Here is a 19,463-nt window from a genome sequence, read left to right as displayed (position 1 = left end):
GTACGGCGGACCGGGGGTTCCGTCGTACCGCCTCCCCGGCCGGGCCGCCGGAGTCCCACGGCGGCCCGGCCCTCCGCGCGTCTCAGCCCACCTCGGCGAGCACGAACCCCGGCTTCTCCGGCCCCGCGTCGGCGAGCCGGCCGCCGTCCGGACCCCAGATCCCGGCCATGCCGCCGCCCTCGCCGACCTCGCTCGGCCCCAGCGAGTTGCCGAGCGCCACGTACAGGCCGAACCCGCGGGCCCGCTCCGGATAGACGGTCTCGAAGGAGTCGTTCCCGGCCTCCAGCATCGAACTGGCCAGATAGACCGCGCAGCCGTCGGCGGCGGCCCGCTCGGCCAGCTCCGGGAACCGGTTGTCGTAGCAGGTGGCGAGCGCGAACCGGAGGCCGTCGAGCTCGAACCGCCCGTCGGCCGTGCCCGCCGTGAAGGTGGACCGCTCGTGCCCGTGGAAGAGGTGCCGCTTGTCGTAGCGGGTGAGCAGCGAGCCGTCCGGCCCGATCACCAGCGTGGTCAGCCCGGGGTACGGACCCCCGCCCCGCACCGGCCCGTTGACGACCGCGGCCGCCCCCGCGGCGCGGCACGCCTCGCGCACCGGATCGAGGCGCGGGTCGTCCTCGGTCAGCACCAGGGCCGGGTTCTGCCGGATCAGCGCGGTGTCGTACCCGGTGAGCGACAGCTCCGCGAAGACGACCACCCGGGCGCCGGCGGCCCCGGCCTCCCGGACCAGACCGGCGATCGTACGGACGTTGGCCTCGATGTCCCCGGCGAGCGGGGCGAACTGGGCGGCGGCGAGCATCATGGGGTCCATGCTCGCAGCTCCTCCGCCGTCTCCCGCAGCCGCTCCAGGAAGGCCGTCGCCGCCGCCGTCGGAGCCCCCGGCGAGGCCGCGCAGATCCGCCGGTACGGGACGTCGTCCGGGTGGATGGTGACGAGCGCGACGTCCGGACGCACCGACGACGCCGCGAGCGCCGGGACGAGCGTGACCCCGAGACCGGCCGCCACCGCGCCCAGCTTGGCGATCCAGTCGTGCGCGAGCAGCCCCGTCCGGGGCCGCAGCCCGGCGGCGAGGGCGGGCCGGAAGAGGGTGTCCTCCAGGCGCTCGTTCCCGACGATCCACTCCTCCCCGGACAGCTCCGCGAGCCGCATGTCCCGCCGCCCGGCGTACCGGTGCCCGCGCTCCAGCGCCACCAGCATCGGCTCGTCCAGGAGGTGATGGAGCGTCACCCCCGGCGGCGGGGGCGCGTCCACGGCCGGGCTGACCACCGCCAGGTCCTCCTCCCCGGCCGCGACCAGCGCCAGATGCTTCACCGACGGCCCTTCGACCCGGGTCACCACCACCCCCGGATGCCGCTCCCGGAAGGTCGCCTGCGCCCGCGGCACGAGGGCGGCGGTGGCGCTGGAGAAGGCGCCGAGCCGCAGCAGCCCGCCGTCCAGCGTGCGCAGCGCGGTCAGTTCGGCGCGGGCCGCCGCCAGCCGGTCCCGTACCGCCTCGGCGTGCGGCAGCAGCGCCCGCCCCGCCTCGGTGAGCCGCACCCCGCGCGGCAGCCGCTCGAACAGCTCGGCCCCCCACTCCTCCTCCAGGGACCGGACCTGGCGGGAGACGGCGGACTGGGTGTAGCCGAGGGCGCGGGCGGCGGCGGTGAAGGACCCGGACCGGGCGACGGCGAGGAAGGCGTCGTACAGACCAGGAGACGAGCCATGCGTGATGTGCATGGCCGCCATGCTAGACATTCGCTTGTCGCATGGCTCGGCCGGTCCTAGCGTCGACGGCATGGACACCACCACCCCGCGGCGGATCGCCTTCCTCGGTCTGGGCTCCATGGGACTCCCCATGGCCCGCCGCCTCCTCGACGCCGGCCACCCGCTCACCGTATGGAACCGCACCGCCGCCAAGGCCGCGCCGCTGGTCGAGGCCGGCGCCGTCCTCGCCGCGAGCCCCGCCGAGGCCGTCCGGGAGGCCGAGGTCGTGATCACGATGCTGGCCGACCCCGCCGCCGCCCGCGCCGTCGCCGCCGGCATGCTCCCGGCCCTGCGCCCGGACACGCACTGGATCGACACCTCGACCATCGGCCCGGACGCCACCCGCGAACTCGCCGCCCGGCTCCCGGCGGGCGTGACCCTCATCGACGCGCCCGTCATGGGCAGCGTCGACCGGGCCGCCTCCGGCGAGCTGCTGATCCTCGCGGGCGGCGACACCGCCCCGGTCGCGGAGGTCCTGGCCCGGCTCGGCTCGGTCACCGCCTGCGGCGGGCCCGGCGACGGCGCCGCGCTCAAGCTGGTCCTCATCAACGCGGCCATCGGGGGAGTGGCGCTGGTCGCCGAGAGCCTGCGGCTCGCCGAGGCGCTCGGCCTGCCCCGCGAGCTCGCCCTGCGCACCCTGGGCGCGGGCCCGATCGGCGGCGCCGTCGGCCGGGCCACCGCCACCGGCTCGTACTTCCCGGTGGCGCTCGCCGCCAAGGACGTGGCGCTCGCCGCCGAGGTGACGAAGCTGCCGCTCCTGGAGGCCGTCCACGAACTCCTGGTCGCGGACCCGGCGCTGCGCGCGGAGGACCTGGCGGCGGTGGCCCTCCCGCCCCGCTGAAAACCCCGAGCGCGCTGCGGGGGAAGGGACTTAGGCTGCGGACAACGGCTCCGCGCGCGGAGCCGCAGGGTGTGGGGTCGTGGCAGAGTGGGCGATCGCCTTCCCGGGCCGAGGAGGTCCCCGGAGCCCGGGAAGCAGGGAGTGGCCGCCGGACCTGGCGGTGAGCTCGCGCGGGTTCGAATCCCGTCGGCCCCGCACCCGTCCCGTACGACCCGGCTCAGCGCTCCGCGGGCCCCGCGAGCAGCCGCAGGAAGTCCCGGAAGGCGCCCGGCATGTCGACGGCGGCCGGGTCCAGGAGCCACTGGTACTGGAGGCCGTCCATCACGGCGGTCAGCAGCGGCGCCGCCCGCTCGGGGGTGAGGCCGCCCGGCAGCCGCTCGCCGAACTCCAGCCGCAGCACCTCCGCCATGCCGGCCCGCACCTGCGCGTACCGCTCGGTGAAGAACTCCCGCGCCGGATGCCCGTCGGTGACGCTCTCGCCGAGCAGCGCGGAGAAGGTCTGCACGATCCCCGGCCGCATCGCGTTGTACTCCACCAGCGAGTCCAGCAGATCGAGCCGCCAGCCCTCGCGGTCCCGGCCGCCGCTGGTGTCCCAGCGGTCGCGCTCCTCCAGGACGGCGACGAGCAGGGCCTCCTTGGTGGGGAAGTAGTGCAGCAGGCCCTGCTGGGTCAGCCCGACGCGCTCGGCGACGGAGCCGAGCGTGGCGCCCCGGTAGCCGCGCTCCGCGATCACCTCCAGGGCGGCGCGCAGGATCTCCGCGCGGCGCTCCTCGCTCCTGGTCCGTGCCATCACCGGCCCCCTTTCCGCAGGTCCTGTCGACAGGGACCGTACGCCATGGCGTCCCCGCCCCAGCAGGATAACGGAAAGATAACATCACCTACCGATCTACAGGTAGGTGGGTTCATGATGGCCGCACCAGCACTTCAACGCGGAGGTACGGACGTGAACGAGGACGCCGTGCGCGAGGCAGCCGTCGAGGCCGCGCTCGCCCAGCTCGACCTGGACGCCAAGACCCGGCTGCTCGCCGGCCGGGACATGTGGTCCCTGCCCGCCCTGCCGGAGATCGGCCTCGCCTCGCTCGTGATGTCCGACGGCCCCATCGGTGTCCGCGGCGTCCGCTGGACCGCCGACGACCCGTCCGTGGCGCTGCCCTCGCCGACCGCGCTCGCCGCCACCTGGGACCCCGCGCTCGCCCGCCGGGCCGGCCGGCTGCTCGCCCAGGAGGCCCGCCGCAAGGGCGTCCACGTCCTCCTCGCCCCCACGGTCAACCTGCACCGCACCCCGCTCGGCGGCCGCCACTTCGAGGCGTACAGCGAGGACCCGTACCTCACCGGCGCGATCGGCACCGGCTACGTCCAGGGCGTCCAGGACGGCGGCGTCGGCACCACCGTCAAGCACTTCGTCGCCAACGACGCCGAGACCGACCGCTTCACCGTCGACAACAAGGTCGCCCCGCGCCCGCTCCGCGAGCTCTACCTCGCCCCCTTCGAGGCGATCGTCGCCAACGCCCACCCCTGGGGCATCATGACCGCCTACAACCAGGTCAACGGCGTGACGATGACCGAGCACCGCTACCTCGTCAACGAGGTCCTGCGCGGCGAGTGGGGCTTCGACGGCTTCAACGTCTCCGACTGGATGGCCGCCCGTTCCACCGTCGGCGACCTCACCGGCGGCCTCGACGTCGCCATGCCGGGCCCCGGCACCGTCTACGGCGAGGCGCTGGCCGCCGCCGTCCGCTCCGGCGAGGCCGCGGAGGCGGACGTCGACACCGCCGTGCGCAACGTGCTGCGGCTCGCCGCCCGCGTCGGCGCCCTCGAAGGCGCCCCCGCCGCCGTCACCGACCACCCCGCCCCGATCGACGGCGACGCCCTCGCCCGCGAGATCGCCCGCCGCGGCTTCGTCCTCGTCCGCAACGAGAACGGCGCGCTGCCGCTGAAGCCCGGCACCGTCGCCCTCTCCGGCGCCGCCGCCCGCGACGCCCGGGTCCTCGGCGGCGGCTCCGCCCAGGTCTTCCCCGAGCACGTCGTCTCCCCGCTCGACGGCCTCACCGCCGCGCTCCCCGAAGGCTCGCTCAGCTATGTGATCGGCGCCGACCCCAGCGACGAACTCGCCCCCGCCGACCAGGGCTTCACCCTCCGCGCGATCTGCCGCGACGCCGACGGGAACGTCCTCGGCGAGGGCACCCTCCCCAACGGCCAGGTCCAGTGGATCGGCGACGACCTCCCGGCCGGCGTCACCCACGACACCCTCGCCTCCATCGAGGTCACCGGCAGCTTCACGCCCCGCGAGACCGGCGCCCACGCCTTCGGCACCCGCGGCCTCGGCGCCTTCACCCTCACCGTCGCCGGCCGCGAACTCTTCGACGGCGTCCAGGAGATGGGCCCCGAGACCGACCCCTTCGAAGCCTTCTTCGGCTCCCCGGTCGAGCGCGGCACCGTCGAGCTCACCGCCGGCGAGACCGTCGAGGTCTCCCTCCGGCACACCCTCGCCAAGGAGTTCGCCGCCCCGCTCCCGGCCGTCATGTTCTCCTTCGTCCACCTCGGTCCCCGCCGAGACCCCGACGAACTGATCGCCGAAGCCGTCGAGGCCGCCCGCGCCGCCGACACCGCCGTCGTGGTCGTCGCCACCACCGAACGCGTCGAGTCCGAGGGCTTCGACCGCAAGGACCTCGCCCTCCCCGGCCGCCAGGACGACCTCGTCCGCGCCGTCGCCGCCGCCAACCCGAACACGGTCGTCGTCGTCAACGCCGGCTCCCCGGTCGAACTCCCGTGGCGCGACGACGTCGCCGCCGTCCTGCTCGGCTGGTTCCCCGGCCAGGAGGGCGGCGCCGCCCTCGCCGACGTCCTCACCGGCGCCGAGGAGCCCGGCGGCCGCCTCCCCACCACCTGGCCCGTCGCCCTCGCCGACGCCCCCGTCACCGAGGTCACCCCCACCGACGGCGTCCTCGCCTACACCGAGGGCCTGTTCATCGGCTACCGCGCCTGGGACAAGGCCGGCGCCGTCCCCGCGTACCCCTTCGGCCACGGCCTCGGCTACACCACCTGGTCGTACGACTCCGTCACGGCCGGCCCCGAGACGGTCACCGTCCGCCTCACCAACACCGGCGACCGCCCCGGCCGCGAGACCGTCCAGCTCTACCTCGCGCCCGTCTCCGACCCGGTGGAGCGCCCCGCCCGCTGGCTCGCCGCCTTCGCCGGCGTCGAGGCCGCGCCCGGCGAGACCGTCGAGACGACGATCCCGCTCCCGCGCCGCGCCTTCGAGATCTGGGACGAGGAGAAGAACGCCTGGACCCTCGTCCCCGGCCGCTACACGCTGCACGCCGCCCACTCGCTGGCCGACACCCGCCTCACCGCCACGGTCGAGGTGTAGCCCCCGCGGACCGCCCCGGGGCGCCGGACCTGACGCCCGCCGCCTCGGGGCTACGTCGCCGTGATCCTCCGGTACGCCAGCTCCGCGAGCCGCGCCTGCCCGGCGCGGCTCGGATGGAACCAGTCCCAGGTGCTCAGCAGCGACTCGTCGAAGCGGAAGCCGAACACCGCCCCGCCGTCGTACCGGCAGAGCTCGTCCGCCGCGCAGACCTCGGCGAGGACCCCGTTGTACGCCACCACCCGGTCGCGCACCGCCGTGCGCCGCGCCTCGGCCGCCGCCCCCAGGTCCTCCGCGTCCGCCAGCATCGAGCCGCAGACGCCCAGCTCCCAGACCCGCCGCACCAGCGGGCTCGCCCGGCCGGTGTCCCACAGCCGCCGCAGGTCCGGCACGCTCGCCACGTACACCCGCGCCTCGGGGGCGTCCTTCCGCAGCCGGTCCAGCGCCGCCTCGAACGACCGGCGGAAGTCGGCCACCGGCGTCATCCCCGCCGGGGTCGGCCGGCAGGCGTCGTTGGCGCCGATCATCACCGTGACCAGCTCGGGCCGTTCGGCGGCCGCCCGCGCCATCTGCTCCGGCAGCGCCGCCATCCGGGCCCCGCTGCGGGCGAGGTTCCAGCTGTTCCCGGCCACCCGTCCGGCGCCGAGCAGCCGCCGCGCCAGACTGTTCACCGCCGGGTCGGTGCCGGTCGCCCAGGACGCCTCCGGGCAGTCCGCGAGCAGCGAACAGGCGTCGAAGGCGCGGGTGATGGAGTCGCCGACGGCGGCGACGGACGCGGGGGAGACGTCCCACCGCGAGGTGGGTGCCGGAGAGGGGGTGCCGGCCCGGGAGGAAGCGGAAGCGGCGGGGGCGGGCCCTGAACCGCCCGTGCAGCCCGCGAGCGCGGCCACCGCGAGCACGGCGCCCGCGACCGCGGTACGGAATCGGCGTCGGCCGTGCGGCACCGGCCCCCTCCTTCGTACGACTGGCCTCCTGGCGAGTGAAAGCTTCGTGTCCACCCGCCCCCTGACCGACCGTACGTCACCCTGACGACGGCGCGGCACGGTAGCTTTTCCCCCGTCGAACCAGCGGCGCGCCCGCGCCGACCGGCTCCGGTAAATTACATCACGTCACATGCTGTCCCTTTTCAGAAGGTTTGCGGAGTTCTTCACCTGATGCTGTTTACTGAGGCCGCTGGGAAGGCGAACCTCGTCCCACACTGGAGGTCCCGGTGACGACACGTGGAGTCCTGTACGTACACTCCGCACCGCGCGCGCTCTGCCCGCACGTCGAATGGGCGGTGGCGGGTGTCCTCGGTGCGCGGGTCCAGCTGGACTGGATCCGCCAGCCGGCGGCGCCCGGCACCTGGAGAGCCGAGTTCTCCTGGCAGGGCGAGACCGGCACCGCCTCCAAGCTCGCCTCCGCCCTGCGCGGCTGGCAGATGCTCCGCTTCGAGGTGACCGCCGAGCCCTGCCCGACCGCCGAGGGCGAGCGCTACAGCGCCACCCCCGACCTTGGCATCTTCCACGCCGTCACCGGCATGCACGGCGACATCCTGGTCCCCGAGGACCGCCTCCGCGCCGCCCTCGCCCGCGCGGCGCAGGGCGAGACGGTGCTGGAGGCCGAGATCGCCAAGCTCCTCGGCAAGCCCTGGGACGACGAACTGGAGCCCTTCCGCTACGCCGGCGAGGGCGCCCCGGTGCGCTGGCTTCACCAGGTCGTCTGAGCGCGTTCACCCGGGCGCGCTAGCTTCCGGCCCCTAGGCGCGCAGGGGGCGCGCGGGGCGGGGGACGGCATGACGGGTCTGCGCAGAACGGCCGGAGCGGTCGCCGCCGCGCTGGGAGCGATCGCCCTGGGCGCCGCCCTGGCGCTGCTGTCGGGCTTCCTCTACGCGGTGGTCCGCGGCGAGTCGACCGGCGCCATGCCGGCGTGGGTCCTGGGCCTGTTCTTCCTGGCGGCCCTGCTCCTCGGCGCCTTCGGGGCGACGCTGCCGGACGAGGTGGCGGCGGAGGCGGAGGCAGCGGCGGAGACGGGGGCCGAGGCGGCGCCGGCGGTCGAGCCGGCGGCCGCGAAGGGGGACGGGGAGGAGGACGGGGACTGGTACGACCCGCTCGTCTTCGGGCTCGTCCTGGTCGGGCTCGTCGCCGGAGGCCCGTTCGGCATCGCCGGGTACGAGGCGCTGAAGCCGCCGACCGGGACGTCCGCGCCGGCGGCCGCGACCCCGTCCCCGACCGCGCCCCCGGCCCCGACCGCGCCCCCGTCCCCGTCTCCGTCCGTCTCCCCTTCCGCCGCGCCCGGTGAGGCCGCCGTCGCCTGGACGGTGCCGGCCACCGGAGGGCCGTACGACACGGCGCCGGGTGGCTGGGGGTCGGGGGAGGTCGTCGTGCACGTCCGGTCCGACGGCCTCTCGGCGTACGCCGTCCGGGACGGGGCCGTCCGGTGGAACGTTCCGGCGCCCCGGCGCGAGGCCGTGTGCGCGAGGGGCCCGGAGGCGGCCGGGAACATCGGGGTCGTCGCGTTCGGGCGGCACGAGAAGCCCTGCGCGCACCTCCTCGCGGTCCACACCTCGACCGGCCAGGTGCTGTGGCGGCAGAAGGCGGACGGCGCGGGGATCCCCGCGTACGGCCTTGCGGTCGGCGGGGCCACGGTCGTCGTCGCGGAGGACCGGGCGGTGCGGGGCCGCGCCGCGGAGACCGGGGAGCGGCGCTGGCAGCGGCCGCTGGACCGGGGCTGCGCGGTCCGGGCGCTCGACGCCGACGCGGAGCGCGTGCTCCTCGTCGAGCAGTGCGGGGCCGGGGCGAGGCTGGTCGCGCTGGAGACCCGTACCGGCGGGGAGTCGTGGACCAGGGCGCTGCCCGTCGAGTCGGCGGTCGCGGCGGCGGTGGTCTCGGTGACGCCCGCCGTCGTCGCCCTGAACGAGGAGGACCCGCGCGGCACCCACGCCGTGCTCGCCTTCGACGGCCGCGGCACGCCCCTGGCCACGATGCCGGTCAACGGGCCGGCCGGGACGCTCGTCCTGCCCGACCAGGTGGCGGAGACCGGCCGGGGAGGCCGTGCGGTCGTCGTCGGCGACCGGCTGGTCGCGCTCGCCGGGCAGGGCTCGTCCTCGCCCCACAAGGTGGTCGCCCTCGCGCTGAAGGACGGCCGCCCGGTCTGGGAGCACGCGCCCGAGGGCGGTTCCGTCGAGGCGCTGGCCCCGGCCCCCGACGGCCGGGTCGCCGTCCTCGCCGGAGGCCAGGGCCCGGGAGTCGTCCTGCTCGACGCGGCCACGGGCGCCTCCCGCGGCGGTACGTCCACCAAGGACCCCCGCGCGGTCGTCTCGATCGACCCCGCCCTCCTCCCGGCCACCGGAGCCCACGTCGTCCTCAACCGCACCCCCGCACCCCCCGCCCCCGCCCTCTTCGCCCTCCGCTGACACGAAAGGACCCGCCCCCGATTCGGGGGCGGGCCTCTCCGCGTTTCGCGTCAGCGCGTCAGACGGTCCGGAAGGCGAGAACCACGTTGTGGCCGCCGAAGCCGAAGGAGTCGGCCCCTCCTTCGTGCGTCCCTCGCGCCGCTTCGCGGGCTTCGGGCCGCTGTGCCGGACTCCGTCCGGCGGACGTGGCGAAGGCCCGCCCCGGGCTCGGGACGGGCCTCCTGCGGTGCTGCGCGTCAGACGGTCCGGAAGGCGAGGACCACGTTGTGGCCGCCGAAGCCGAAGGAGTTGTTCACCGCGGCGATCGTGCCCTGGGGGAGGGGGCGGGGCTCGCCGCGGACGATGTCGGCCTCGACCTCCGGGTCCAGGTCGTCGACGTTGATGGTCGGCGGGGCCGTGCGGTGGTGGAGCGCCAGGACCGTCGCGACGGTCTCGATGCCGCCGGCGCCGCCGAGCAGGTGACCGGTCATCGACTTGGTCGCCGAGACCGCCACGTGGTCGAGGTCGTCGCCGAAGACCTGCCGCAGCGCCTTGATCTCGGCGACGTCGCCCTGCGGCGTCGACGTGGCGTGCGCGTTGAGGTGCACGACCTCGGACGGCTTCAGGTCCGTGGTGTCCAGCAGGTGCTGGAGCGCGGCGGCGATGCCCCGGCCGGACGGCTCGGGCTGCGCGATGTGGTGGCTGTCGGCCGACAGGCCCTGGCCGAGCGCCTCGCAGTAGATCTTCGCGCCGCGGGCCTTGGCGTGCTCCTCGGACTCCAGGATCACGACGCCGGCGCCCTCGCCGAGCACGAAGCCGTCGCGCGCGGTGTCGTAGGGGCGCGAAGCCTTCGTCGGCTCGTCGTTGTTCTTGGACATCGCCATCATGTTGGCGAAGGCGGCGATCGGCAGCGGGTGGATCGCGGCCTCGGTGCCACCGGCGACGACCACGTCGGCACGGCCGCTGCGGATCATCTCGATGGCGTAGCCGATCGCCTCGGCGCCCGACGCGCAGGCGGAGACCGGGGTGTGGACGCCGGCGCGGGCGTTCACCTCCAGACCCACGTTGGCGGAGGGGCCGTTCGGCATCAGCATGGGAACGGTGTGCGGGGAGACGCGGCGGACGCCCTTCTCCTTCAGCACGTCGTACTGGTCGAGCAGCGTGGTGACACCGCCGATGCCGGAGGCGATGACGGCACCGAGCCGCTCGGGCGCGATGGCCTCGTCCTCACCGGCCGGGGCGGTGTAGCCCGCGTCGGCCCACGCCTCGCGGGCCGCGATCAGCGCGAACTGCGCCGAGCGGTCCAGCTTGCGCGCGAGCGGGCGGGGCAGCACGTCGCCCGGGTCCACCGCGGCGAACGCGGCGATCTGGACGGGCAGTTCGGCGAAGCGCTCGCCCTCCAGGGGCTTGACGCCGGAGCGTCCCGCAAGAAGACCTTCCCAGGTCGATGCGGAGTCGCCACCCAGCGGTGTGGTTGCGCCGATACCGGTGACGACCACGGTGCGATTGGTCGAGCTCACAGGAATTCGTTCTCCATGTGTGTGATGGTCGAAAGACGGCGCCACCGCCGGGTGGCTGGCCGGATCAAGGGCTGGTTCAGCCCTTGGAGATGCCGCCGTCCTGGTGGGACAGGATGTAGGAGACGGCGTCGCCGACGGTCTTGAGGTTCTTGACGTCCTCGTCGGGGATCTTGACGTCGAAGCGCTCCTCGGCGGCGACGACGACCTCGACCATGGACAGGGAGTCGACGTCCAGGTCGTCGGTGAAGGACTTGTCCAGCTGGACGTCCTCGACCGGGATGCCGGCGATCTCGTTCACGATCTCCGCGAGACCTTCGACGAGCTGATCCTGGGTGAAGGCCATGGTGGCGCTCCTTCTGTGGTTGCTTCGGTGAGTGGGCTTCCGGGAGGTCCCGGTCGCCTAGGGGAGAGTAACGACCGTCGCGGCGAACACGAGACCCGCCCCGAAGCCGATGACGAGCGCGGTGTCGCCGCTCTTCGCCTGTCCGGTCGCCAGGAGCCGCTCCATCGCGAGCGGGATCGAGGCGGCCGAGGTGTTGCCGGTGGTCTCGACGTCACGGGCGACCGTGACGTGCTCCGGCAGCTTCAGGGTCTTCACCATCGAGTCGATGATCCGCATGTTGGCCTGGTGCGGAATGAAGACGTCCAGCTCGTCCGCCGTGATGCCGGCGGCGTCGAGCGCCTGCTGGGCGACCTTGGCCATCTCGAAGACGGCCCAGCGGAAGACCGCCTGGCCCTCCTGCGTGATGGCCGGGAACTTGATCTCGCCGGCCTCGTTGAGCGGCAGCTTGGAGACGTCGCCGAGCTGGTACTCGTTCCACGGCACCGTCTGCTTGATGGTCTCCGACTTGTCGCCCTCGGAACCCCAGACGGTGGGGCCGATGTGCGGCACGTCGGAGGGGCCGACCACGACCGCGCCGGCGCCGTCGCCGAACAGGAAGGCCGTCGCGCGGTCCTCCAGGTCGGTCAGGTCGCTCAGCCGCTCGACGCCGATGACGAGGACGTACTCCGCGGAGCCCTCGACGATCATGCCCTTGGCGAGCGTCAGGCCGTAGCCGAAGCCCGCGCAGCCGGCGGAGATGTCGAACGCGGCCGGCTTCCCGGCGCCGATCTTGTCGGCGATCTCGGTGGCGACGGCCGGGGTCTGCTTGAAGTGCGAGACGGTGGAGACGACGACGGCGCCGATCTGCTCCGGGGTGATCCCGGCCTCGGCGATCGCCTTGCCCGACGCCTCCACCGACATGGCGGTGACGGTCTCCTCGGGGGAGGCCCAGTGACGGGTCGCGATGCCCGAGCGCGAACGGATCCACTCGTCGGACGAGTCGATCTTCTCGAGGATCACCTCGTTGGGCACGACCCGGGCGGGGCGGTAGCCGCCGACGCCCATGATCCGCGCGTACGGGGCGCCCTTGCTGGGCTTGATCTTCGACATGGTTCTCGACACTCCTCGTCAGACGGCCGTGTGCTCGGCGACGAGCGTACGGGCCGCGTCCAGGTCGTCGGGAGTCTTGAGGGCCACGGTGGCCACGCCCGGCAGCGCGCGCTTGGCGAGGCCGGTGAGGGTGCCGCCGGGGCAGACCTCGATCAGCGCGGTCGCGCCGAGCGCCTGGAAGGTCTCCATGCACAGGTCCCAGCGGACCGGGTTGGCGACCTGGCCGACCAGGCGGGCGAGGACCTCGGCGCCGGTGGCGACGGTCTGCCCGTCCTTGTTGGAGACGTACGGCACGGTCGGGTCGGCCGGGGAGAGCTCCTGGGCGGCCTGCTCCAGGGTGGCGACCGCGGGGGCCATGTGGTGCGTGTGGAAGGCGCCGGCCACCTTGAGCGGGACGACCCGGCGGACGCCCTCGGGCTTGTCCGCCTCCAGGGCGGCCAGCTGCTCCAGCGTGCCGGCGGCCACGATCTGGCCCGCGCCGTTCACGTTGGCCGGGGTCAGGCCGAGCTTCTCCAGGTGCGGGACGGTCACCTCGGGGTCGCCGCCGAGCAGCGCCGACATGCCGGTCGGGGCGATCGCGGCGGCCTCGGCCATCGCCAGACCCCGGGTCCGTACGAGACGGAGGGCGGCGGTGTCGTCGAGGACGCCCGCGAAGGCGGCCGCGGTGAACTCGCCGACGCTGTGACCGGCGACGGCGCCGGGGGACCCCGCCGCGGCGGCGGCCGACGTCGGCGTGCCGAGGGCGGCGGCGGAGAGCAGGCCGGCCGCGACGAGCAGCGGCTGGGCCACGGCGGTGTCACGGATCTCGTCCGCGTCCGCCTTCGTGCCGTAGTGGACGAGGTCGAGCCCGATGGCGTCCGACCAGGCCGCGAGGCGGTCGGCGGTGCCGGGCAGTTCGAGCCAGGGAGTCAGGAAGCCGGGCGTCTGGGCGCCTTGGCCGGGAGCGACGAGTACGAGCACCCTCACACTCTCTCTTGGGGACGGTGTCCGGCGCCCGTGGGGACTAGGACGAAGAACCGTCGGGGGAATTGTTGGTGTTCGACAAAAGTCTAGGACTGCCCGTCCGCGTCGGCCAAGCGCCCGAGGATCAGGGCGATCCGCAGGGTGAACGCGGATCGGACATCGGAGGGTGACCAGCCGGTGACGTCGGTCACACGTCGAAGCCGGTAGCGCACGGTGTTCGGGTGCACGAAGAGCATCCTCGCCGCGCCTTCGAGACTGCTGGCCTGCTCCAGATAGACACTCAGAGTTTCCAGCAGCGCCGAGCCCGCTTCCTCCAGCGGTCTGTAGATCTCCTCCACCAGCTGCTCGCGGGCCGAAGGGTCCGAGGCGATCGCGCGCTCCGGAAGCAGATCATCCGCGAGGACCGGCCGGGGCGCGTCCTGCCACGCCGTGCACGCCTTGAGTCCGGCGGCGGCGGCCTGCGCGGACCGGGTCGCCGCGAGCAGGTCGGGCACCACGGGACCGGCCACGACCGGGCCCGCCGCGTACGGCCCGATCAGCGCCTTCGCCACGCCCAGCGGATTGTCGGAGCCGCCCGCGATCACCACGAGCCGGTCGCCGAGCACCCCGGTGAGCACCTGGAGCTTGGCGTGCCGGGCCGCCCGCCGGATCGCCTCCACGGTCAGCTCGCTGTCGCCGTCCGGGGCGGTGCCGAGGATCACGCACACGTGCTCCGGCGAGTTCCAGCCCAGCGCCGCGGCCCGGGACACGGCGCCCTCGTCGGCCTCGCCGGACAGCACCGCGTTCACCACCAGCGACTCCAGGCGCGCGTCCCAGGCGCCGCGCGCCTCGGCCGCCTGCGCGTACACCTGGGCGGTCGCGAAGGCGATCTCCCGGGCGTACACGAGCAGCGCCTCGCGCAGCACCGACTCGTCGCCGGGCGCGGCGACGTCCTCGATCGCGACCTCCATGACCTCGATCGTCGTCCGGACCATCTCCACGGTCTGCCGGAGCGTGATCGCCCGGGTCAGCTCGCGGGGCGCCGTGCCGAAGACGTCGGTGGAGATCGCCTGCGGAGTCTCCGGATGCCGGAACCACTCGGTGAACGCGGCGATTCCGGCCTGCGCGACCAGTCCGATCCACGAGCGGTTCTCGGGCGGCATCGCCCGGTACCACGGCAGCGTCTCGTCCATGCGGGCGATGGCGTTCGCGGCGAGCCGCCCGGAGGACTGTTCGAGGCGCTTCAGGGTCGCGGCGTGCGGATGGGCGGCGTTCGTGGGTTCAGACACGGGGACAAGACTGCCTCATCCGGGCGCCGACGTGCGGGGTCGGGGCGGTTTCGCGGCCGGCCGTCCCGCTACCGTACGGGGGTGATCCGCATCCAGCGCGCCGGCGACCGGTACCCGGGCGGCGACCCCGAGGCCGGCATCGAGACCCGCCACGCCCTCTCCTTCGGGCCGTACTACGACCCCGACAACCTCCGCTTCGGCCCGCTGCTCGCCGTCAACGAGGAGCGGCTCGCGCCCGGCGCGGGCTTCGACGAGCACCCGCACTCCCACACGGAGATCGTGACGTGGGTCGTCGAGGGCGAGCTCACCCACCGTGACTCGGCGGGCCACGAGACGCTGGTCCGCCCCGGCGACCTCCAGCACCTCTCCTCGGCGGCCGGCGTCCGCCACGTCGAGCGCAACGCGGGCGACACCCCGCTGACCTTCGTCCAGATGTGGCTGGCGCCGCGCGAGACCGGCGGCGAGCCGTCGTACGCCCTGGTCAGGGACCTCGGCGGCCCGTACGCCCTCCCGGCGGCGGCCGCGACCCTCCACGTCCACCGCCCGGCCCCGGGTGACGAGGTGCCGCTCCCGGACGCGGACAGCCTCTACGTCCACGTGGTCACGGGCGCGGTCCGGCTGGCCGAGGAGACCCTGACGGCGGGCGACGCCGCGCGGGTCACGGCGGAGCGGGCCCCGGCCGTGCGGGCGACGGAGGCCGCGGAGCTGCTGGTGTGGGCGTTCCGCGACTGAGCGCCTTCAGCCCACCGCGCTCTTCGCCTTCCAGGCCGTCCAGGACAGGTTCCACGCCCCGTAGCCGTTCCCCTCCGCGACGACGCCCTTGGTGTCCCCGCCCCGGATCTCGAACGGGTCCCCGACGTTCACGCTCGCGTAGAAGGACTCCGCGTCGGCGGTGCTCATCCCGATGCACCCCGAACTGGCGTTGGCGCGGCCGAAGTTCCCCGCGTTCCACGGCGCCGCGTGCGCGTACATCCCCGACCACGTCAGCCGCATCGAGTAGTCGACCATCTTGTCGTAGGCGTCCCCGAGCCCGACCGTCTCGGAGTTCATCCGGATCGTGCCCTCCTTCGCCATGAGCACGGCCGTGCCCCGCCAGGACCGCTTGTCGCCGCCCGGCGTCCCGCCGGAGACGGGGATGGTCCGGACCGTCCGCCCGTCCTTCACCAGGGACAGCCGCTTCGCGTCCAGGTCCACCTTCACCACCTGCGCGGCGCCGACCGTGAACCCGGTCCGGTAGTCCCGTACGAACCAGCCGTCGCCCGAGTCCGTGCCGTTCAGGTCCGCCCGCAGCGTGACCTTCGTACCCGGCTTCCAGTACTCCCGGGGCCGCCAGTCCACCCGGTCCCGGCCCGAGTAGTCGGTCACCCAGCCCCACGAGCCCTCGGTGCCGTTCGAGGTGGTGACCTTCAGCTGCCGCTCCACGTCGGCCTTCCGCGTCACCGGCCGGTCGAAGACGATCGACAGCGGCTGCCCGATGCCGACGGTGGTGTTCTTCCCCGGCGCCAGCGTCAGCCTGTTCACCCGGTCCGCCGCCTTCGTCGTGAAGGTGGACCGGGTCGTCGTCTCCTTCCCGCCGGGGGTACGGGTGACGGCCACGACCGTGTACGCGGCGCCCGGCGCCGCCTTCCGCTCCGAGGTCCAGCGGGCCCCGCCCGCGGCGGGCCGGCCGTCGAGCCGCCCGCCGTCCTCGTCGGTGACCGTCACCGACGCGAACGTCCCGCCGGCCGCCGTCACCGTCACCGGCTTCCCGGCGGCGGGGTCCACGACGGTCACCTTCGCGGGCGGCCCGTCCTGCGCGGCGCCCCCGGACGGGGCGGTCGAGGAGCCGGGGCCGCTCGCGGCCTGGGCCGTACACGCGGTGAGGGAGACGGCGAGGGCGACGGCGGCGAGAGCGGGCCGGGACGTGCGTATCGGCGGCACGGAGCACCTCCGGAAGAGGAGAGAAAAGGGTGGGATGCCCGGACTCTAGGCCGCCCCCACCGCCCTCCGCCCGGCCCGGGCCCCATGTGACGGCGGCTGGTGGGAAACGGTCATCGTCCCGTCACACACGCCGCGCGGACCCGTCTCATCCGGCTGTGAGCCTGCTGTGCGCCGCGCCACCCGGGGCGGACGAACCAAGGAGGCTCCCGTTGTGTCAGCGCTGCTCGTGACGCCCGCACCCGCGAAGCGCCGCCCCGCCCCCGCGCCGCCCGCGGGACCGGTCCGGCTCGGCCCCGTGACCCCCGAGGCGTACCGCGCCTTCCTCGCGTCCCGCGCCACCGGACCGGACGGCCCCAGCTTCCTCCAACTCCCCGCCTGGGCCCAGGTGAAGGACGGCTGGAGCCACCAACTCCTCGGCTGGGGACCCGAGTCCGGAGAACTGACCGGTGTCGCCCTGGTCCTGCTGCGGGCCTTCCCCGGCACCCGCAAGCACTTCGCCTACCTCCCGGAGGGGCCGGTCGCCGACTGGGCCGACCCCGGCCTCGACCGCTGGCTCGACCCGCTCCTCGCCCATCTGCGGGCCTCCGGCGCCTTCGCCGTGCGCATCGGGCCCGGGCCCGCCCACCGCCGCTGGACCGCCGCCACCGTCAAGGCCGCCACCGGCCCCGGCCGCCGGCTCGGCGACGTCCTCGCCGACGAGGTCGACCCGCTCGGCACCGCCGTCGCCGAACGGCTCCGCGCCCGCGGCTGGAAGCGCTGCGGCGGCGACTCCGAGGACGGCGCCGACGCCCAGCCCCGCCACGTCTTCCAGGTCCCGCTCACCGGCCGCACCCCCGACGACCTGTGGGCCGGCCTCAACCAGGAGTGGCGGCGCAACGTCCGCAAGGCCCGCAAGTCCGGCGTCGAGATCACCGTCGGCTCCGCCGCCGACCTCCCCGAGTTCCACCGCCTCCTCAGGATCACCGAGGAACGCGACGGCTTCCGGCTCGGCCGCTCCCTCGCCTACTACGAGCGCCAGTACGCCGTCCTCAACGCCGAACACCCCGGCCGGATGAAGCTCTACCTCGCCCGCCACGAGGGCGAGATCCTCGCCGCCCACACCATGATCACCGTCGGCGGGCGGGTCTGGTACCAGACCGGCGCCTCCGCCGACCACCGCCGCGAGGTCCGCCCCTCCAACGCCCTCCAGTGGCGCATGCTCCTCGACGCCCACGCCCTCGGGGCCGACGTCTACGACCTGCGCGGGGTACCCTCCACCCTCGATCCGGACGACCGCGCCCACGGGCTGCTGCGCTGGAAGCTCGGCACGGGCGGACAGGTCGTCGAGACGCTGGGGGAGTGGGAGACACCGATGCACGGCACGACCAACCAGGCGCTGTACCGCGCCTTCCAGGCGTACCTGGCCCGCCGATGAGCACCGGCACCACCCTCGCGCCGCCCGCGCCGGACCGGCGGAAGCAGCCGTCCGCGCTGCGCAGCGGCGCCCTCATGGCGGCCGGCTCGATCGTCTCCCGGGCCACCGGCTTCGTCCGCGCCGCCGTCGTCGCCGCCGCGCTCGGCGCGGGCCTGGTCGCCGACGGCTACGCGGTGGGCAACTCCGTGCCCACCATCGTCTACATGCTCCTCCTCGGCGGCGCCCTCAACGCCGTCTTCGTCCCCGAACTCGTCAAGGCCGCCAAGGAGCACGAGGACGGCGGCGCCGCCTACACCGACCGCCTCCTCACCCTCTGCGCCCTCGCCCTCACCGTCCTCACCGCCGGCGCGGTCCTCGCCGCGCCCGCCCTCGTCGACGCGTACACCGACTACACCGGCGGCCAGCGCGACCTCACGATCGCCTTCACGCGCGCCTGCCTCCCGCAGATCCTCTTCCTCGGCCTCTTCACCCTCCTCGGGCAGGTCCTCAACGCCCGCGGCCGGTTCGGCGCCATGATGTGGACCCCGGTCCTCAACAACGTCGTGGTCGTCGCCGTCTTCGGCCTCTTCCTCGCCGTCAGCGACGGCGGCGAACTCACCGCCGGCGAGACCGCGCTCCTCGGCTGGGGCACCACCGCCGGCATCGCCGCCCAGGCCCTCGCCCTGCTGCCCTCGCTGCGCGCCGCCCGCTTCCGCTTCCGCCCCCGCTTCGACTGGCGCGGCAGCGGCCTCACCGCCCCGCTGCGCGCCGCCGGCTGGCTCGTCCTGCTCGTCCTCACCAACCAGGCCGCCTACTGGGTCACCACCTGGGTCGCCACCTCCGCCGGCACGGACGCGGACACCGGCGGCGCCGGCCTCGCCGCGTACAACAACGCCTACCTGCTGTGGGCCGTCCCGCACGGCATCGTCACCGTCTCCCTGGTCACCGCCCTCATGCCGCGGATGAGCGGCGCCGCCGCCGACGGCGACCTCGCCGCCGTCCGCCGCGACGTCGGCTACGCCCAGCGCACCACCGCGGCCGCCGTCGTCCCCGCCGCCTGCGCCCTCCTCGCCCTCGCCGTCCCGCTGATGTCGCTGGTCTTCGGGTACGGCGCGACCGACGCCGCCGACGTCCGCGCCATGGCCTGGACCCTGACGGCACTCGCCCCCGGCCTCGTCGCCCTCTCCGGCCAGTACGTCTGCACCCGCGCCTTCTACGCGCTCCGCGACACCCGCACCCCCTTCCTGCTCAACCTGGTCATCGCCGGCCTGAACGCGCTGCTCTCCCTCGCCGCCTCCCACTGGCTGCCCACCCACTGGACCGTCACCGGCATGGCCGCCGGCTACTCGCTCGCCCTCTGGGCGGGCTGGGGACTCACCGCCCACGTCCTCCGGCGCCGCCTGCCCGCCGCCGAGGACGACGGGGACGGCCGGTCCCTCGGCCGGCTGCTGACCGCCGCCGTCCCCGCCGCCGGCTACGGCCTCTTCGTCGCCGACGGAACCGCCCCCGCCGGCGCCGTCGTCTCCGGTCTCGCCGGCGCGGTCACCGTCCTCGGCGCTTTCGCCGCCCTCGCCCGGCCGCTGCGCCTCACCGAGGTCTCCGCCCTCCTGACGGCCGCCGCCGCCCGGCTCACCCGCCGGACCTGA

Annotated in this window: 17 protein-coding genes; 7 read left to right on the top strand and 10 right to left on the bottom strand. The window is 74.7% G+C overall.

Annotated features, from left to right (window positions below; translation table 11 throughout):
• Nucleotides 1-82: 82 nt before the first annotated feature.
• The gene (locus tag IF73_RS0107710; protein ID WP_324616070.1) at nt 83-808 is read right to left on the bottom strand and encodes a carbon-nitrogen hydrolase family protein; all 726 of its coding nucleotides are present in this window, start codon (nt 806-808) and stop codon (nt 83-85) included.
• On the bottom strand, nt 796-1,713 hold the full coding sequence (locus IF73_RS0107705; protein WP_324616069.1) for a LysR family transcriptional regulator: 918 nt from the start codon (nt 1,711-1,713) through the stop codon (nt 796-798). The genes IF73_RS0107710 and IF73_RS0107705 overlap by 13 nt, the downstream gene beginning before the upstream one ends.
• Before the next feature lie 58 nt (nt 1,714-1,771).
• On the opposite strand from IF73_RS0107705, the gene IF73_RS0107700 reads away from it, so the two are divergent.
• Complete coding sequence (locus IF73_RS0107700; RefSeq protein ID WP_031004866.1) at nt 1,772-2,581, top strand: NAD(P)-dependent oxidoreductase; 810 nt, start codon at nt 1,772-1,774, stop codon at nt 2,579-2,581.
• Nucleotides 2,582-2,798: 217 nt separating this feature from the next.
• Here the strand turns inward: IF73_RS0107700 and IF73_RS0107695 are convergent, their stop codons facing one another.
• Nucleotides 2,799-3,371 (bottom strand): TetR/AcrR family transcriptional regulator, encoded by a 573-nt coding sequence (locus tag IF73_RS0107695; protein ID WP_031004863.1) that lies wholly within the window; start codon nt 3,369-3,371, stop codon nt 2,799-2,801.
• A 114-nt stretch (nt 3,372-3,485) separates the two neighbouring features.
• Here IF73_RS0107695 and IF73_RS0107690 point away from each other — a divergent pair, with 114 nt between their 5' ends.
• A complete protein-coding gene (locus IF73_RS0107690) occupies nt 3,486-5,951 on the top strand; it encodes a beta-glucosidase family protein (protein ID WP_051716608.1) in 2,466 nt (821 codons plus the stop codon).
• A gap of 50 nt (nt 5,952-6,001) precedes the next feature.
• On the opposite strand, the gene IF73_RS0107685 is transcribed toward IF73_RS0107690, so the two are convergent.
• Nucleotides 6,002-6,892 (bottom strand): SGNH/GDSL hydrolase family protein, encoded by an 891-nt coding sequence (locus tag IF73_RS0107685; protein WP_031004860.1) that lies wholly within the window; start codon nt 6,890-6,892, stop codon nt 6,002-6,004.
• A 266-nt stretch (nt 6,893-7,158) separates the two neighbouring features.
• Here IF73_RS0107685 and IF73_RS0107680 point away from each other — a divergent pair, with 266 nt between their 5' ends.
• Both IF73_RS0107680 and IF73_RS0107675 read left to right on the top strand, forming a co-directional pair.
• Entirely contained in the window at nt 7,159-7,653 is a 495-nt protein-coding gene (locus IF73_RS0107680; protein WP_031004858.1) for a DUF3145 domain-containing protein, read from the top strand.
• Between the two features lie 69 nt (nt 7,654-7,722).
• Nucleotides 7,723-9,342 carry a PQQ-binding-like beta-propeller repeat protein gene (locus tag IF73_RS0107675; protein ID WP_031004856.1) on the top strand — a complete coding sequence of 540 codons (1,620 nt, stop codon included), beginning with the start codon at nt 7,723-7,725 and terminating at the stop codon, nt 9,340-9,342.
• A gap of 236 nt (nt 9,343-9,578) precedes the next feature.
• On the opposite strand, the gene fabF is transcribed toward IF73_RS0107675, so the two are convergent.
• The 5 genes from fabF to fasR all read right to left on the bottom strand — a co-directional run bounded on the left by fabF (nt 9,579) and on the right by fasR (nt 14,504).
• Nucleotides 9,579-10,841, bottom strand: coding sequence for a beta-ketoacyl-ACP synthase II (gene fabF, locus IF73_RS0107670; RefSeq protein WP_031004854.1), 1,263 nt, complete (start codon nt 10,839-10,841; stop codon nt 9,579-9,581).
• A gap of 76 nt (nt 10,842-10,917) precedes the next feature.
• Nucleotides 10,918-11,184 (bottom strand): acyl carrier protein, encoded by a 267-nt coding sequence (locus tag IF73_RS0107665; RefSeq protein ID WP_031004852.1) that lies wholly within the window; start codon nt 11,182-11,184, stop codon nt 10,918-10,920.
• Nucleotides 11,185-11,241: 57 nt separating this feature from the next.
• Nucleotides 11,242-12,273 (bottom strand): ketoacyl-ACP synthase III, encoded by a 1,032-nt coding sequence (locus tag IF73_RS0107660; RefSeq protein ID WP_031004850.1) that lies wholly within the window; start codon nt 12,271-12,273, stop codon nt 11,242-11,244.
• Nucleotides 12,274-12,291: 18 nt separating this feature from the next.
• A complete protein-coding gene (locus tag IF73_RS0107655; RefSeq protein WP_031004848.1) occupies nt 12,292-13,233 on the bottom strand; it encodes an ACP S-malonyltransferase in 942 nt (313 codons plus the stop codon).
• 89 nt (nt 13,234-13,322) lie between these two features.
• Complete coding sequence (gene fasR / locus IF73_RS0107650; protein ID WP_031004846.1) at nt 13,323-14,504, bottom strand: fatty acid biosynthesis transcriptional regulator FasR; 1,182 nt, start codon at nt 14,502-14,504, stop codon at nt 13,323-13,325.
• An 81-nt stretch (nt 14,505-14,585) separates the two neighbouring features.
• Between fasR and IF73_RS0107645 the strand changes: the two genes are divergently transcribed.
• Nucleotides 14,586-15,236: a pirin family protein gene (locus IF73_RS0107645; protein ID WP_031004844.1), complete on the top strand. Its 651-nt coding sequence runs from the start codon at nt 14,586-14,588 to the stop codon at nt 15,234-15,236.
• A 6-nt stretch (nt 15,237-15,242) separates the two neighbouring features.
• Here IF73_RS0107645 and IF73_RS0107640 read toward each other — a convergent pair whose 3' ends face one another.
• Entirely contained in the window at nt 15,243-16,424 is a 1,182-nt protein-coding gene (locus tag IF73_RS0107640) for a L,D-transpeptidase (RefSeq protein ID WP_031004842.1), read from the bottom strand.
• Nucleotides 16,425-16,635: 211 nt separating this feature from the next.
• Between IF73_RS0107640 and IF73_RS0107635 the strand changes: the two genes are divergently transcribed.
• Nucleotides 16,636-17,838, top strand: coding sequence for a peptidoglycan bridge formation glycyltransferase FemA/FemB family protein (locus IF73_RS0107635; RefSeq protein ID WP_031004839.1), 1,203 nt, complete (start codon nt 16,636-16,638; stop codon nt 17,836-17,838).
• Complete coding sequence (gene murJ, locus IF73_RS0107630) at nt 17,835-19,463, top strand: murein biosynthesis integral membrane protein MurJ (RefSeq protein ID WP_031004837.1); 1,629 nt, start codon at nt 17,835-17,837, stop codon at nt 19,461-19,463. The genes IF73_RS0107635 and murJ overlap by 4 nt, the downstream gene beginning before the upstream one ends.

The sequence above is a fragment of the Streptomyces sp. NRRL F-5727 genome (assembly GCF_000719555.1).
GTDB lineage: Bacteria > Actinomycetota > Actinomycetes > Streptomycetales > Streptomycetaceae > Streptomyces.
Note: the sequence above shows the minus strand (reverse complement) of the source record. Positions and strands in the feature narration are given on the sequence as shown.